The organism is Anaerosalibacter bizertensis (assembly GCF_009696605.1).
GTDB classification, from domain to species: domain Bacteria; phylum Bacillota; class Clostridia; order Tissierellales; family Sporanaerobacteraceae; genus Anaerosalibacter; species Anaerosalibacter bizertensis.
This window is the reverse complement of record NZ_VULR01000012.1, coordinates 1-15,805: the sequence shown is the minus strand read 5'-3', so window position 1 is coordinate 15,805 and position 15,805 is coordinate 1. Positions and strand designations below refer to the sequence as shown.

The window sequence follows — 15,805 nt, the reverse complement described above, 5'->3', positions numbered from 1 at the left end:
TATATATTAAAAATTAAAAGCTAGATGAAGCCCTATCTAGCTTTTAATCAACAACTCTACTACTTTATCTAAAATTATATTTGCCAACTTGTTTTTTTCCATTAAAGGATAATTTTCTACTTCTCCACCTCTATCTATAATGGTTACAATATTCGTATCAGCTTTAAATCCAGCTCCTTCTTTTAAAACATCATTTGCTACTATGAAATCAAAATTCTTTCTTTCCATTTTTCCTTTTGCATATTCTATAATGTTTTCTGTTTCTGCTGCAAATCCAACCATTATTTGAGATTTTTTCATTTCACCAAAATGCTTTGCAATATCTGGATTCTTTATAAATTTCATCTCTAAAACATCATTGTTTTTCTTAATCTTTGAATTACTTACTTCGTTAGGTCTATAATCTAGTGGCGCAGCTGCTTTTATTAGAACTTGACAATCATCAAATTCTGCTTCTACAGCAGATAACATCTCTCTTGTAGTGTTTATTTTTACTAATTTTATACCTGTAGGTGGTTCTATATTAGTAGGTCCAGTAATTAGAACTACTTCACCACCTCTTTTTTTTGCTTCCTCTGCTAAAGCATAGCCCATTTTTCCACTAGAAAAATTTGTCATATATCGTACAGGATCTAATGGTTCTATAGTTGGTCCCGCTGTTATAACTATTTTTTGATTTTTTAAATCTCCATCTTTAAAAAAATCTTTTACATGCTCTATTATATCTATAGGTTCTGCCATTCTGCCTGCTCCATATGTTCCACAAGCTAGAAGACCATTTCCAGGTTCTATAAATTCATAACCAAGTTTTGTTAACTTTTCTATATTTTCTTCCACAATTGGATTGCAATACATATGAGTATTCATAGCAGGAGCAAACATTACTTTAGCTTCTGTAGCCATAATGACTGTAGAAAGCATATCATCCGCTATTCCATTAGCTATTTTTCCTATTGTATTAGCTGTAGCAGGAGCAATTAGAACTAAGTCTGCTTTCTCTGCCAATGAAATATGTTCAACTTCCCAAGATTTAAGTTTTTCAAAAATATCAACATAAACCAAGTTTTGACTTAAAGTTTGAAAAGTTAAAGGAGCTACAAACTCAGTTGCAGCTTCTGTCATTATAACTTCAACATTTGCATTAAGTTTCTTTAATTTACTTACTAAATCAGCAGTTTTATAAGCTGCTATTCCTCCAGTTACTCCTACTAGAATATTTTTTCCTTTTAACATTTTCTCACCTACTTAAGACCTTTAATATCTGGACGTTTATAACTTATTTTATCTTCTGCAATTTCTTCTATAGCAATGCTAACTGGCTTAGTTGACTCTGTATCTATATAAGGTTCATTGCCATCAACTAATTGTCTTGCCCTTTTAGCTGCTAACATAACTAAAGTATACCTACTATCTGCTTTTTTTGTTATTTCATTAATAGAAGGATATAACATGAAAGACCTCCTTAAGATAATATTTTATTTATTAATTTACTTTGTCTATCCACACTACATTTTTCAGCTGATATTATAGATTCTATTTTTTCTACAGCCTCTATAACTTTATCATTTATAACTAAATAATCATATTTTTTTATATATTTTACTTCCTCAAAAGCATTCTTATACCTTCTTTTTATATCATCTTCACTCTCAGTTCCTCTTTTTATAATTCTATTTTTTAATTCTTCCATAGATGGAGGTAAAATAAATATAAAAACTCCATCTGGATAGATTTCTTTTATCTGTAATGCTCCTTGAACATCTATTTCTAAAAATACATTTTCTCCATTTTCAATCTTTTCCAGAACAAACTTTTTTGGAGTTCCATAAAAATTACCATGTACATGAGCATATTCTAAAAACTCATTTTTGTTAATCATACTTTTAAATATTTCCTCTGTTAAAAAGAAATAGTTTTCTCCATCTACTTCTCCTTTCCTAGGTTTTCTTGTAGTTGCTGATATGGAAATACTCATATCCTTATTTCGTTTTAAAAGCTCTTTACATATAGTACCTTTTCCACATCCTGATGGACCAGATACCACAACTAGTAAACCTTCTGCCATATTTATATGCCTCCTTGATTTAGTCCATTTCTACATCTATAACTTCTTTATTGTTTAGTCTATGAGCTACAGTTTCAGGTTGAACAGCAGAAAGAATAATATGATCACTATCTGTAACAATTACTGCTCTAGTTCTACGGCCATAGGTTGCATCAATTAACATGCTCCTATCCCTTGCCTCTTGTATCATCCTTTTTATTGGTGCTGATTCTGGACTAACTATAGCGATAATTCTGTTTGCTGACACTATATTTCCAAAACCAATATTTATTAGCTTAATATTCATAACAAGACCTCCTTAAATTACTCTACATTTTGAATTTGTTCTCTAATTTTCTCTATTTCACTTTTTACTTCTACAACTAATCTACTAATAGCTATATCACTAGATTTTGATCCAATTGTATTTATCTCTCTGTTCATTTCTTGAACCAAAAAATCCAGCTTTCTTCCTACTGATTCATTGCTATTTAGACATTCAGTAAGCTGATCTATATGACTATATAACCTTACTATCTCCTCATCAACACTACTCTTATCAGCAAAAAAAACAACTTCATTCGCCAATCTACTTTCGTCTAACTCATATTTATTATTTAAAAGTTCTTCCACCCTATCTTCTAATTTCTCTTTATATTCTACAACTACTAAAGGAGCTCTTTCTTCAATTTCTCGGACCATATTTTTTATATTTAAAGCCTTCTCTTTTATATCATAAGCAAGCTGATTTCCTTCTTTAGATCTCATATCTATTAAATTATCTAATGCTTCCTCCAAAGCTTCTTTTAAACATAACCATATTTCATTTTCATCATCTTTTTTTCTCTCGGTTTTAACTATCTCTGGCATTCTTACAATATGATTTATAGTTATTTTTTCATTTATATTTAAAGTATTTGCCATTCTTTCTAGTGCTTCTTTATAAGCTAATGCTAGTGGAATATCCACCTTAACATCTATATTATTGTCATCTACATATTCTAAATCAATATAAACCTCTATTCTTCCTCTTTTTATATTTTTCTTTATTAATCTTTTTATATTTTCTTCCATATAATTGATATGTTTAGGCATTTTTATTATAATATCGTTATATCTATGGTTAAGAGATTTTATTTCTACATTAAAGTTATGTATTTTATCACTACTTTCTCCTCTACCAAATCCAGTCATACTCATTAACATGGTATTCATCCTTTCCGGTCCGTTATAGTCAATTCTACCATATTTTTTATTACTGTCAAAGCAAGTTTCAATATTAATTATATGGCATATAAAATTTTTTTACTATAATATATTACAAAAATTTAATTTTTCTTCATTCTGCAGCAGTTATTTATTTATTATCAAGTAGATGATATACTTAATTTAATAAATTAAATGGAGGAATAAAAATGTCTTTTGATGGAATAGTAACAAATGCTTTAGTAAAAGAATTTAAAGAAACAATAACTGGTGGAAGAATTGATAAAATTTATCAACAAGAAAAAGATGAAATACTTATTCATATTCGTAACCTTGGAAATAATTATAAATTACTCCTTTCGGCTAGTAGCAACAATCCAAGAGCTTATTTAACTGATTATTCAAAACAAAATCCTAATACTCCTCCCATGTTTTGCATGTTCTTAAGAAAACAATTACAAGGAGGAATAATATTAGATATCAATCAACATGAACTAGATAGAATAATTACTATTGATGTTAAATCTTTAGATGAAATGGGAGATATCAGTATAAAGCAGTTAATCATTGAAATCATGGGAAAACATAGTAATATAATTTTAATTGATAAATCATCTGAAATCATATTAGACTCAATAAAAAGGGTACCTGAAAGTATCAGTCGAGTACGTCAAGTTCTTCCAGGACTTAAATACCAATACCCTCCTTCTAACGATAAATTAAATCCTTTGTATATAAATTTTGATACATTTTTAAATAAGTTGGATAACAATAATAAAAATGTTCAAGTTTTTAAATTCTTATATAAAAATTTTATTGGTTTAAGTCCTCTTATTAGTAAAGAAATTTGTTATAGAGCCCATATAGATGAAAGGCTCACTATAAATGCCTTGACAAAATTAGATGTAAAAAACCTATATAGTTCTTTTAATTCATTAATGAATGATGTTTTAGAAAAAAATTTTAATCCCCATTTTATAAAAAATGATAAAACCAATGAAATTTTAGCATTTCATGCTTTAAACCTCAGTCAGTATGAATGCATGTATAAAATAAGCAATCAATCCATCAGTGCTATTTTAGATAATTATTATCATAAAAAAGATACTATAGATAGAATTAAGCAAAAATCATTGTCAATAAGAAAAACTATTCAAACTAAATTAGAGCGAGATTTAAATAAATTGGCTAAACAAAAACAAGAGCTATTAGACTCTAAAAAAAGAGAAAAATATAAAATATATGGAGATTTAATCTCTGCAAACATATATAAAATTGATAGAGGAATAGACAGCATTGATTTAGAGAACTTTTATACAGAAAATTTAGATCTAATAAATATTCCTTTAGATCCTAAATTATCTCCTTCTCAAAATGCTCAAAAGTACTATAAAAAATATACAAAACTTAAAAATGCATCTAAATTATTAGAAAAAGAAATTCCTAAAACAGAAGATGAAATTGAGTATTTAGAAAATATATTAGTCAGTATTGAAAACTGTACAGAAATAGAAGAATTAGATGAAATTAAAGAAGAATTAATAAATGAAGGTTATTTAAAAGGCAAAAACAGGAAGAAAAAGAAAGATAAAAAACAAAATTCTTCTAAACCTTATCATTTTATTTCTTCTGATGGTTTTCATATTTATGTAGGAAAAAATAATAAACAAAATGATTATTTAACACTTAGATTTGCAAATAAGGAAGATATTTGGCTTCATACTAAAGATATACCTGGAAGTCATGTCATCATACGTAAAGAAAATATGGAAGTACCCCAGAATACTTTGTATGAAGCTGCTATTTTATCTGCTTTTTACAGTAAATCTAAGAACTCAGAAAATGTAGCTGTTGATTACACCGAAAAAAAACATGTGAAAAAACCAAATGGAGCAAAGCCTGGAATGGTCATATATGAGCAAAACAGTACTATTTACGTAACTCCCAAAATTGAAGAAATTAGCAAAATAAAGAAGGCAGAAGTTTAAAACTTTTGCCTTCTTTATTCCTTGATTAATACTTGATCAACTTTATCTGTTTCCTTAAATTCAACACTTACTATTTCTTCCCTTGATGTAGGCACGTTTTTTCCTACATAATCAGGCCTTATAGGTAGTTCTCTATGTCCTCTATCTATTAAAACTGCTAACTGGACTTTTTTAGCTCTTCCCTTATGAACCAAAGCATCTAGTGCTGCCCTTACAGTTCTACCTGTATATATTACATCATCTACTAGAACAACTGTTTTATTATTAATATCAAAATCAAACTTAGAATTATTAATTACTGGACTTTCACCTATTTCCGTTAAATCATCCCTATAAAATGTTATATCTAATACTTCTACTGGAATTTCTTCTCCTTCAATTTCAAATATTTTTTTAGAAAGTCTTTCTGCAAATGGAACCCCTCTTGTCTTTATACCTACTAGCAAAAGATCTTTTGTGCCCTTATTCCTTTCTAATATTTCATTAGCTATTCTTGTAGTTGCCCTTTGAATTGCTTTTTCATCTAAAATAATAGCTTTAGCTGTCAAAATTAACCCTCCTTAACTTTTTTTAAAATACTTATAAAATAATTTGGTAGTTTTGATTCAAATTCTAAATAGTCACCTTTTCTAGGATGATAAAAGCTCAACCTCTTTGCATGGAGCAATTGACCTTTTAATCCAAATATACTTTTTTTATTTGAATATACTGCATCTCCAACTACTGGATGTCCAATATAAGCCATATGAACCCTTATTTGATGAGTACGTCCAGTTTCTAATTCAACTTCTAGTAAAGTGTATCTGTTGAATCTCTCTAAAACTTTAAAATGGGTTATTGCTTCTTTGCTGTTTTTATCAATCACCGTCATTCTTCTTCTATCCACAGGATCTCTACCTATAGGAGCATTAATAACTCCTTTGTCTACCTTAACATTTCCATAAACTAGACAATAGTATATTCTTTTTACTCTGCGTTCTTTTATTTCATTAACTAAGATACTGTGAGAAAAGTCATTTTTGGATATTATTAAAAGTCCTGAAGTGTCTTTGTCTAATCTATGAACTATTCCAGGCCTTTCTTGTCCCCCCATAGTAGAAAGGCTATCCATATGATATAAAAGAGCATTTACTAAAGTACCAGAATAATTTCCAGATGCAGGATGTACAACCATACCTTGAGGCTTGTCAATTATTGCAATATCATCATCTTCATATAATATATTTAGTGGAATATTTTCAGCAGGTATGTTTATTTTTTTAGGTTCTAATATTTTTATTTCTATATAATCTCCTGTTCTAACTAAATATCTAGGTTTAATTTTCTTTCCATTCACAGTTATTAAACCTTCTTTAATCATTTTCTGTATATTAGATCTCGATATTTCCTTAAGTTCTTCGGCTAAATAAGAATCTATTCTAATATCCTTATCTTCATCTACATATATCTCAATAATATTCATTGTATCCTCCCTACACCCTATACTTATCAAATAAAACCATATATACAATTAATATAGTAGATATCACTATGAAACTATCTGCAATGTTAAATACTGGGAATTCATATCCATTTCTAAATTTAACTGAAATAAAATCTACTACATAACCAAATCTAACTCTATCTATTAAATTTCCAATAGCTCCAGCCATAAGCATAACTAAGGAAATCTTGATACTTTTGTTCAAATAATAAATATTCTTTTTCAAAAAAAATAATATCAATACTATTACAATTATAGTTACTAAAACAAAAAATACTCTTCTGTTTTGTAATATTCCAAAAGCTGCACCAAAGTTCTCCACATAACTAAACTCTAAGAAATCTTCTATAATTACTAAGGGCTGATTGCCTTTTAAATATTTTATAGCTCCATACTTAGTTAGTTGATCTAATAAAATAATTAATACAAATATTATGTAATACAATATTATTTCCTCCTTAGCCAATAATCATATATTTATATTCTAATCTATTAAGCTGATTATTACAATAAAAAAGCTAGTTGTATTTAACTAGCTTTTAAAATATATTACTTATAATGTATCTTTATAATATTTTTCTGATAATTTTTCTACCTCTTCAACAATTCCATCTTGAGATTCGTCAAATATACCTTGATCATCTCCTGTTGTATTGGAAGGATCTTTTTCTACTTTATTATATCTAGCTACTGCTTGATAGCTATCTTCCCTATCAAAGTTCATATCAGTTTCATCAGATACCTCAACATTCCTTCTTTTGAAAGGATAGTCTCTATCCTCTTCTTCTGGCCTGAAACTCATTTTAACATCCAAAGGTATCTTTTTATTTGAGCACTCTAAACATAGTTTTGTATATGGTATTAGTTCTAATCTGTCTTCTTCAATATTCACTCCACAACCTTCACATATTCCATAATCCCCCGATTTTAGTTTTTCAATGGAATTTTCAATTTCATATATAATATCCTCATTTTTATTTTTTAACCCTTTATCATGTTCCATCATAAACATTTCTGTTCCTAGATCTGCCGGATGATTATCATAAGAAGATAGCTCTGTCCCATATTCCTCCATAGCACCTGGATGATTGTCCTGCATTTTTTTTAACATATCTTCAATTCTCTTTTTTTCTCTCAATAAAAGTTTTTTATAGTGTTCTATTTTATTTTGCTCCATTGTATACCTCCATCAAAGATTTTCTTTAACTATTTTTACAATTTCAGCAATAAAATCGCCAATAAGAGGTAAATTCAATTTTATTAGTTCTTGCAGAAAATAAAGAAATAAAGCACCTAATAAAGTGAACCCAATAGCCATACCAAATCCTCTTGCGATCCCTTGAATAAAATTAATATAAATAAGTCTTTTCCTATTATTTATATAATCTACATACTCATTTATTTTAGTCTTTTCTAAAGCTAAAGCTATATTATCAATTTTTTCATCAAGCTCTTTTGTTTTTTTCAATTTACTCCCCTCAAAACTAATATTCCCAATTTAAAAAATAAAATGTAAAATAAATTATATTGTTTTTAAGCTGCAGAAAATGCTAATAATAAAAAGAAAAACAAAAGACTATTTTTATTATAGTCAGCATCCCATATCCATGTAAGAATAAGAAAGAAAAATAAAAGGTAATCATCATTATCTTTATTTTTAAATCCCATAATAACAACCCTCCCATTATCATACTATGCTTTACAGTATGATAATGGGAGGGTTGATTTATAGTTATATTAAACTTTTGTTTTTTCTATCTCATTAACCAATTTTTTAAATTCATCAAAATCTAAAGACTGAAACCCATCTGATAAGGCTTTAGAGGGTTCAGGATGTATCTCTATAATTACTCCATCTGCACCAATAGCTAATGCAGCTTTTGTAGCAGGAAGAACTAATTCTCTCCTTCCAGTACCGTGGCTCGGGTCTATAAGTATAGGATATTCTGTCTTGGATTTAATGATCGGTACACTCATTAAGTCTAAAGTATTTCTAGTATAATTCTCAAATGTTCTTATTCCCCTTTCGCATAAAATAATATTTTCATTTCCTTCACTTCTTATATATTCTGCAGCCATAATCCATTCTTTAATAGTTGCACTCATTCCTCTTTTTAAAAGTATAGTCTTATTTAGTTTTCCTACTTCCTTTAATAAAGTATAATTTTGCATATTTCTTGATCCAATTTGAATTATATCTATATATTCATAGGCTTTTTCCACATCTCTCGGATCCATAACCTCTGATACAATTTCAAAATTATACTTATTCTTTATTTCTCTCAATATTCTAAAGCCTTCAAAACCTAAACCTTGAAAAGAATCAGGACTAGTTCTAGGTTTAAAAGCACCTCCCCTTAAATATCTAACATTAAGAGAATCTAAAAAACATCCTATTTTCTCCATTTGAGCATAGCTTTCTACAGCACATGGTCCTGCAATTATTGTAAAATCTCCATCTCCGATTTTTGATTTATTCATATATATATTCCTCCAAAAACTATAGTTCATATATATTATTTATATCAATTCTAACTTTATGTCAATATTTAAAACAAAAAAGAGGAGGCTAAGCCCCCATATTATCAATGTCTTCTATGTTTTCTTTTCCTTCTGAATTTTCCACTTTTTCAGCATCTTTGCTATAAATATCATCAATATCTTCTCTTATTTCATTAATTGATGCCTCTTCCATTTCACTATAATAATCTTCCAATGTGGAAAGCTGAGCTTCAATTAAAGACTTAAATCTAGTTTTGAAAACATAGATTTCTTTTCTTAAACTTTCGTACTCTTTCTGTATTTTAAGTACTTCATCATGGGCATCAGTTATTATTCTTCTCGACTTTTCTTCTGCTTCCATAATAATTAAATCAGCTTTTTGTTTTGCTGTAGTAGTAACCTCTTCTGCTGTACCTTGAGCTACTACTAAAGTATTTTTCAATGTTTCTTCAAGATTATTATATTGCTTTAAATGATCATTTAAAAGAGTAATCTTATCTTTTAATTCTATATTTTCTTTATAAAGCTTCTCATAATCTATAATTATTTCATCTAAAAAGCTATCTACTTCTGACTCTTTATATCCTCTAAAAGAATTATTAAACTCTTTATTTTGTATATCTAATGGTGTAAGCATTTCATTCACTCCATTTACTTAAATATTGTAATACTTGCTTTAACCCTATTCCTTTTAGTTTTTCCAAATACTCTAGATAAAATAAATCTCCCATATCCTTTAACAGAGACCAAGTCTCCTTCATTTACTTCAAAAAAAGGTTTTGAAATAGGTTCCCAATTCACTTTTATTTTTCCATGTTTAATAAAATTTAAACTATCATTTCTAGATAAATTTAAAGTACTGCTTACTATTGCATCTAATCTTAAAGAGGGTATAGTAATATACTTTTCTTTATAGTCCTCTTTCCCTTTCCTTATTTCTTCCCTGCAAATTGATTCTACTTTTACATTCTTATTTCCTACTTTTTTTAAATTAAATATTATATAATCAGATATAGAATCATCAACTATAACTTGAGCATCATCTTCATGTAGTAAAATATCTCCAACTTTTCCTCTAGTTATTCCTAGCCCCATTAAAGAACCTAAAAAATCTTTATGTGTCAACCCTTCTATATTTCCACTTATAGATAATGGAACAATAGGAGCTTGGATTTTTTCAAATGATAAATAATCAGGATAAATAGAAATTATTTTTCTTTCTGCATTTATAAGACCACCATCTTCCGAATAAGAAATATTGTCAAATCTATTTAAAATTGATTTTGACAGTCTCCTAGAATAAGGGTCCAAAAAATCTGTACTCTGTATGCTATGCTTATCTATTACAATCTCTATTTTATCTAACAATTTCCTCATATTTAATATCTGGTCTTTATCATTTATATGGGAAACATATTTTTCTTTATCTTTAATCATATATAATCACCAAAATCTATAAAATAATCCTTGCAATAATGTTGGAAATAATTCTTAAAAACAATACTGCAATTAACGGCGAAAAATCAAATGGTCCAGTATCTAAACCAATTTTATAAAGCAATTCTCTGCAGGGAGCCAAAATAGGCTCTGTCATATCATATATAAAACGTCCAAAAATATTGTTCATATTTATTGGTAAAAAAGATAGTAAAATTCTTATAAATATAAATGTTTCAATTATATTAAATAAAATACTCAAAGCTCTGTAAAAAACCATCATATCATTACCTCATTATATATTATTTTATATCTTACCAAGAAAATAATCCTTTGCTTTTTAAATCTTCTTTTAAATGTCCATCAATTTCTACATTGTTTGGAGCAAGTATAAAAATATCCTTTGTAACTTTATGAATATTGCCTTCTAAAGCATATAATCCTCCATTCATGAAGTCAAATACTTGTCTCTTACAATCTGTATCTAATTGTTCTAAATTTACAACTACAGTTTTCCTTATTTTTAAGTCTTCAATAATACTAGGTGCTTCTTCATAACTTAGTGGTTCATGAACTACTAATTTCATGTTTACATTATTATGAATACTAACTACATTATTATTAACCCTCATCTGTCGTGCCCCTTCTAACTCCTCATCATACTCTTCATAATCATCTTCACCATACTCTTCTTCTAAATCTTCAAGACCCATAAAATACTTAAACTTATTTAACATATTTGCCATACTCTTCCCCCCTTAATATATTCTTTTTCCAAATAAAGCTGTACCTAGTCTAACCATATTAGAGCCTTCTTCTATAGCCACTTCATAATCATTGCTCATACCCATTGATAAATATTTCATTTCAATATTTTCATAATTCCTGTTCCCTATTTTATATCCTAAATTTCTTAAATCCCTAAAAACATATCTTATTTCTTCAGGATTCTCAACATGCGGTGCCATAGTCATTAAACCTTTAACTCTTATATTTTCCATTTCTAATATCTTTTCAATAAAAGGCACAACCTCTTCTTTCTTTAAGCCAAACTTAGACTTTTCTTCTGAAATGTTAACTTGAATAAGCACATCTTTTACTATGTCTTTGGCTTTTGCTCTTTTATTGATTTCCTTAGCTAGGGATAATCTATCTAAAGAATGTATCAAGTTAACTTTATCAATTATATACTTTACTTTATTGCTCTGAAGATGTCCTATCATATGCCAATTTACATCATCATTTATATTATCGTATTTTTTTTTTATTTCCTGAACCTTATTTTCCCCTATATTATTTATACCTAAACTAATACTTTCATTTATTATGTCTACATCAACAGTTTTAGTTACAGCAATAATATCTATATTTTCATTTTTTCTTCCTGATCTTATTAGTGCATTTTCAATGTTTTCTTGGACTTTTAGTAAATTCTCTTTAATATTAATTTAAATCCCCCCTTGTTGTCAGTCTACTATCTGTCCTTCTTTTATTTTTCCATTGTTTAAAAGAATTTCATCAAATAATTTTACCGTTTTAACTACCTCATCACTTCCCTTTATATTTATATTATTGTTTTTATCCCCACTTGAAATAATAGCATATTCTTCATTTTTACCTAGTATTTCTATTGGCCTAAACTTTATTATTCCACTTATGTCCTTAATATAAACACCCTTAATGCCATCCTTTTCAGATATTGATTTTATAGGAACTTTCAATCCTTCATGTCTAGATTTAACTAATTCTACATCAACTATTCTCTTGTCATAATGATCATGAAAAAAAGAATTAAAGTTAATAACCATTACAGCTTGTCTTCCTTTTTTGTTTATTTTTAAAATTTTTCCCTTTACTTTTTGATCATCATTATCTATAAACACATTTATGTTGTCCCCTTCTTTCAAGGGAGAAATTGTTTTTATATTGTCCACTTGAACTAAGATATACCAGTTATGATTGTCCACTATTTTAAATAGTGTATCTTTGACGTTAACTTTAGCTCCATCTTTAATAGTTTTTATATTAATTTGACTTTCTAGTTTTTTAACATCATCTATATCGTAATTAAGAACATTTTGAGTAGAATATAAATTTTCTATACCATCAATCTTATAGCTTACTATTCCTGATTCTTTAGATATATAGTTAATAGTATTATTGGCAATTTCTTTTGTAAGTCTTTCTTTCTCTTTTTTTAAATTTTCTAAAGTTTGACTTGCAAGAGTGTTCTTACCATCTATATTTTTCTGTTTCCCTAAAGAAACATATAGTTCTTCTTTTAAATCTGATACTTTCTCATAATTTTCATAATTAATACTATCCTGTATATCATCTAATACTTCATTTGCATTTTTATTAACCTTATCCTTATCAGACTCCATAGTTTTCTTTTCTTTTCTTATTTTTTCTATACTATCAATTTTCTTGTTTACCTCTTTTAATTCATCTTTGAGAGAAGAATTATTATCAATTAAAGAGATTTGAGCAACTTTTGTTCCTAGTTTTACTCTTTCTCCTTCTTTCTTATAAAGCTTTATCTTTCCTTCACCTTCAGAACTATATACTCTTTCATCTTTAATAATAAACCCTTTTAATTTAACCTTATCTTCTAATATTCCTTCTTCCACAATGGCAGTTTTCAAAGTTGAAGCATGCAATGCTGGAACACTTCTAAAGATTAAATATATGAATACAAAAGCTATGAAAAAAGTCCTTATTTTCTTTTTTTTACTTCGTTTCTTATCTCTTTCTTTTCTAGACATAAGTGACCATCCTTTTAATTATAGGTAATAATACTATATTTTCTATATATATTCTGTTTTTCCTTCTATATTTTTTAAAAAATATTAGGTCTAAAGTCCTATTTAATTAAAAAGTTTTAAAAAATTTGCCATATTTACTTATTATCTTGAACTTTTTAATATTATCAATAGCAAATTTTTTTACTTCATCTTTGTGGGTTACTATAAGCATAGACCTATCTTTTCTCTTTGCACCAATTAGAATACCTTCAACTTTTCTATTCCCTTTTAAAATAACCTTAATTTCATCTCCTGACTTAACTTTATGTCCATCGAATATAAATTCTTTCATATCTGCTTCATCTATATGTTCTTGAGTTACTGATTTTTTATTTATAACTATCATATTATTCTTTAAGTAAATTTTCTCTTTCATAACTGAAAATATATATCCAAATACACTAACAATGAACAACATAAATAAAATAACTCTAGTATTTCCAAACAATTTTCTATTACCTCCATATTTTATGTTTTCATATTATAAGTATATCATAATTAAATAATTACTTAAACCCGCTATATCTATAAGTCTTATAGCAAAATAATATATAAATAGCTATTCTACAGATTATGATATATTTGCATTTTTTAAATAAATATCATATAATTATACTGTCCAAATAAAAATCGGGATGTGGCGCAGTTTGGTAGCGCACAAGTCTGGGGGACTTGGGGCCGCTGGTTCAAATCCAGTCATCCCGACCATTTTATATTTTTGTATATCGTTGTAACATTGAAAAATAGCCATTCTTATTTTTATGTTTTTGATACATTTGAGTGTTTTTTGTTAAAATTGGCACGAATGGCACGCAAATTGGCACGGATTTTTGATACAAAAAAGACTAGTCAATCAAATAGATCGGCTAGTCTTTTTACCATTTAATCATTAGTAGATTTCTTATCATATTCTTCTTTGTTTTTACGCAAATGAAATAAAATTAAAGCGGCAAATATAAGACTTAAGATAGACCAAATCTTTAAATCTGCATAAGTACCTACATTAGATATGCCTATTAATCCCCCTAAAACATAGAAAACTATTGCAGTAATTGTCATGCCTTTGCTAGTTCTAGACATAATAGCAATTATTCCGCCTATTAGCATAAAAATAGACAACATAAGCCCTGCCGTACCACTCACCTCTCCATTTTCGGTTATAGTATTGCCTAGTCCAGCAACACAGCTTTGAAGTGATACAATTAAAAATAGAACTATACTTATAACCCCTATCACTTTTTTCATGAATTCTCCCCCTTTTGTAAGAAATATACAAAAACCAACATTGTAAGGTGTTATTAATTATTCTTTAGGATAATCTGCTTTAATTAATACAGGTTTATCAGTAAAAGTTTCTTCCAATGCTTGTATTTCAATTTCTATAGAGTTTTCACTAGTTGGAGAATATGCTGCTTCCACACCTTCTAGGGTTGTCCCTGGTCTTACTTCTTTCGTCATCTTATCAACATCTGCATCGTCTCCCTCTATAACTGCCATTTCCAGCTCTGCTCCATCTTGAAATACTTGAGTTCCCATAGATCCCATATAGCTAGTAGTCTCTTCACTATTGTTAGTCCAATCCAAATTTATTATTATAGCAGGATTCCCTTCATAATCCTTTCCTAATTTAACTGAATTAATCTTTACCTTATAAGAACCAGCCTCAAATTCATCACCTATTTTTACTTCCTTGTCTTCATTTTTAGAGCCTGTTTCTTTAGAATCATTTTGTTCAACTGCCGTTGAGTCCCCTTGTTTATTAGACGATTCAACATCATCTCCCCCATTACTACAAGCAACAACGCTAAATGACATTAATACAGCCATAAATATAGCCAATAGCTTTTTCATAATATCCCTCCATTTGATATGTTTTATGTATATAACTAAATATATCAAACATAGGAAATCATTTCAACTTTTGAAACGCCCCTATAGTGTCATAAAATCTCGAAAAATTAATATATCTATACACCAATTATATCGATAGCATTAAATCAACATAAATATGAAGGGAATAGAAGGGCGATTTTAGGTAAGGTTAGCAAAATAAAAAGACTAGCTTAACAGCTAGTCTTTTTATTTACTCGAAACATAATACTTGCAATTCTCTTTTTTAATATGTAATTTTATATCACTTAAAAAGCCAAGACATAAAAACAATAAATAGGGCCGATGCAAAGAAACTATTCATATAGAACGAAATAGGATATATGACATGTCAACACTTTTTTGGACAGTTTTTTACCGAACAATATATTTAAACTTTCTTGAATTTATTTGCAAGTCTAAGATTATTTATTTAATCCCGTCAAGGGTAAATAAACTCGCTATCGCTCGC

General features: G+C 28.1%; 22 protein-coding genes and 1 tRNA gene. 2 read left to right on the top strand and 21 right to left on the bottom strand.

Annotated elements, in window-relative coordinates; translation table 11 throughout:
- Positions 1 to 36: 36 nt before the first annotated feature.
- Genes coaBC through FYJ27_RS09070 form a run of 5 tightly spaced genes read right to left on the bottom strand, consistent with a single transcriptional unit; the run spans position 37 to position 3,250 of the window.
- A complete protein-coding gene (coaBC, locus tag FYJ27_RS09090; RefSeq protein WP_154484535.1) occupies positions 37 to 1,233 on the bottom strand; it encodes a bifunctional phosphopantothenoylcysteine decarboxylase/phosphopantothenate--cysteine ligase CoaBC in 1,197 nt (398 codons plus the stop codon).
- A gap of 8 nt (positions 1,234 to 1,241) precedes the next feature.
- On the bottom strand, positions 1,242 to 1,451 hold the full coding sequence (rpoZ, locus tag FYJ27_RS09085) for a DNA-directed RNA polymerase subunit omega (RefSeq protein ID WP_154484534.1): 210 nt from the start codon (positions 1,449 to 1,451) through the stop codon (positions 1,242 to 1,244).
- 11 nt (positions 1,452 to 1,462) lie between these two features.
- Entirely contained in the window at positions 1,463 to 2,065 is a 603-nt protein-coding gene (gmk, locus tag FYJ27_RS09080; RefSeq protein WP_154484533.1) for a guanylate kinase, read from the bottom strand.
- Positions 2,066 to 2,084: 19 nt separating this feature from the next.
- A complete protein-coding gene (gene remA, locus FYJ27_RS09075) occupies positions 2,085 to 2,351 on the bottom strand; it encodes an extracellular matrix/biofilm regulator RemA (protein WP_154484532.1) in 267 nt (88 codons plus the stop codon).
- A gap of 17 nt (positions 2,352 to 2,368) precedes the next feature.
- Positions 2,369 to 3,250 (bottom strand): YicC/YloC family endoribonuclease, encoded by an 882-nt coding sequence (locus FYJ27_RS09070; protein ID WP_154484531.1) that lies wholly within the window; start codon positions 3,248 to 3,250, stop codon positions 2,369 to 2,371.
- Between the two features lie 209 nt (positions 3,251 to 3,459).
- Here FYJ27_RS09070 and FYJ27_RS09065 point away from each other — a divergent pair, with 209 nt between their 5' ends.
- Positions 3,460 to 5,238 (top strand): Rqc2 family fibronectin-binding protein, encoded by a 1,779-nt coding sequence (locus FYJ27_RS09065; protein ID WP_154484530.1) that lies wholly within the window; start codon positions 3,460 to 3,462, stop codon positions 5,236 to 5,238.
- 14 nt (positions 5,239 to 5,252) lie between these two features.
- Here FYJ27_RS09065 and pyrR read toward each other — a convergent pair whose 3' ends face one another.
- The 14 genes from pyrR to FYJ27_RS09000 all read right to left on the bottom strand — a co-directional run bounded on the left by pyrR (position 5,253) and on the right by FYJ27_RS09000 (position 13,912).
- Positions 5,253 to 5,786 (bottom strand): bifunctional pyr operon transcriptional regulator/uracil phosphoribosyltransferase PyrR, encoded by a 534-nt coding sequence (gene pyrR, locus FYJ27_RS09060; RefSeq protein ID WP_154484529.1) that lies wholly within the window; start codon positions 5,784 to 5,786, stop codon positions 5,253 to 5,255.
- 2 nt (positions 5,787 to 5,788) lie between these two features.
- Entirely contained in the window at positions 5,789 to 6,700 is a 912-nt protein-coding gene (locus tag FYJ27_RS09055; RefSeq protein ID WP_154484528.1) for an RluA family pseudouridine synthase, read from the bottom strand.
- Between the two features lie 10 nt (positions 6,701 to 6,710).
- A complete protein-coding gene (lspA, locus tag FYJ27_RS09050) occupies positions 6,711 to 7,187 on the bottom strand; it encodes a signal peptidase II (protein ID WP_268234921.1) in 477 nt (158 codons plus the stop codon).
- An 87-nt stretch (positions 7,188 to 7,274) separates the two neighbouring features.
- Entirely contained in the window at positions 7,275 to 7,898 is a 624-nt protein-coding gene (locus FYJ27_RS09045) for a TraR/DksA C4-type zinc finger protein (protein ID WP_154484526.1), read from the bottom strand.
- A gap of 12 nt (positions 7,899 to 7,910) precedes the next feature.
- Positions 7,911 to 8,189, bottom strand: coding sequence for a DUF5665 domain-containing protein (locus FYJ27_RS09040; RefSeq protein ID WP_154484525.1), 279 nt, complete (start codon positions 8,187 to 8,189; stop codon positions 7,911 to 7,913).
- A gap of 65 nt (positions 8,190 to 8,254) precedes the next feature.
- Positions 8,255 to 8,389, bottom strand: coding sequence for a hypothetical protein (locus FYJ27_RS12925; protein ID WP_268234920.1), 135 nt, complete (start codon positions 8,387 to 8,389; stop codon positions 8,255 to 8,257).
- A 69-nt stretch (positions 8,390 to 8,458) separates the two neighbouring features.
- Entirely contained in the window at positions 8,459 to 9,202 is a 744-nt protein-coding gene (locus FYJ27_RS09035; protein ID WP_154484524.1) for a bifunctional 3-deoxy-7-phosphoheptulonate synthase/chorismate mutase, read from the bottom strand.
- Positions 9,203 to 9,290: 88 nt separating this feature from the next.
- Complete coding sequence (locus tag FYJ27_RS09030; protein ID WP_154484523.1) at positions 9,291 to 9,860, bottom strand: DivIVA domain-containing protein; 570 nt, start codon at positions 9,858 to 9,860, stop codon at positions 9,291 to 9,293.
- Between the two features lie 14 nt (positions 9,861 to 9,874).
- Positions 9,875 to 10,660, bottom strand: a complete 786-nt coding sequence (locus FYJ27_RS09025) for a YlmH family RNA-binding protein (RefSeq protein ID WP_154484522.1) — start codon at positions 10,658 to 10,660, stop codon at positions 9,875 to 9,877.
- 16 nt (positions 10,661 to 10,676) lie between these two features.
- Positions 10,677 to 10,943, bottom strand: a complete 267-nt coding sequence (locus FYJ27_RS09020; RefSeq protein ID WP_154484521.1) for a YggT family protein — start codon at positions 10,941 to 10,943, stop codon at positions 10,677 to 10,679.
- A 31-nt stretch (positions 10,944 to 10,974) separates the two neighbouring features.
- Positions 10,975 to 11,406 carry a cell division protein SepF gene (locus FYJ27_RS09015; RefSeq protein WP_154484520.1) on the bottom strand — a complete coding sequence of 144 codons (432 nt, stop codon included), beginning with the start codon at positions 11,404 to 11,406 and terminating at the stop codon, positions 10,975 to 10,977.
- A 12-nt stretch (positions 11,407 to 11,418) separates the two neighbouring features.
- Positions 11,419 to 12,102, bottom strand: a complete 684-nt coding sequence (locus FYJ27_RS09010) for a YggS family pyridoxal phosphate-dependent enzyme (RefSeq protein WP_326831067.1) — start codon at positions 12,100 to 12,102, stop codon at positions 11,419 to 11,421.
- A gap of 24 nt (positions 12,103 to 12,126) precedes the next feature.
- A complete protein-coding gene (locus FYJ27_RS09005) occupies positions 12,127 to 13,425 on the bottom strand; it encodes an HlyD family efflux transporter periplasmic adaptor subunit (RefSeq protein WP_154484519.1) in 1,299 nt (432 codons plus the stop codon).
- 106 nt (positions 13,426 to 13,531) lie between these two features.
- Positions 13,532 to 13,912, bottom strand: a complete 381-nt coding sequence (locus tag FYJ27_RS09000) for a hypothetical protein (protein ID WP_226808449.1) — start codon at positions 13,910 to 13,912, stop codon at positions 13,532 to 13,534.
- 183 nt (positions 13,913 to 14,095) lie between these two features.
- On the opposite strand from FYJ27_RS09000, the gene FYJ27_RS08995 reads away from it, so the two are divergent.
- Positions 14,096 to 14,172 (top strand) — tRNA-Pro (locus FYJ27_RS08995).
- Positions 14,173 to 14,346: 174 nt separating this feature from the next.
- On the opposite strand, the gene FYJ27_RS08990 is transcribed toward FYJ27_RS08995, so the two are convergent.
- Positions 14,347 to 14,709, bottom strand: a complete 363-nt coding sequence (locus FYJ27_RS08990) for a hypothetical protein (RefSeq protein ID WP_154484518.1) — start codon at positions 14,707 to 14,709, stop codon at positions 14,347 to 14,349.
- A 57-nt stretch (positions 14,710 to 14,766) separates the two neighbouring features.
- Positions 14,767 to 15,315, bottom strand: coding sequence for a DUF5067 domain-containing protein (locus tag FYJ27_RS08985; protein ID WP_154484517.1), 549 nt, complete (start codon positions 15,313 to 15,315; stop codon positions 14,767 to 14,769).
- Positions 15,316 to 15,805 lie beyond the last annotated feature (490 nt).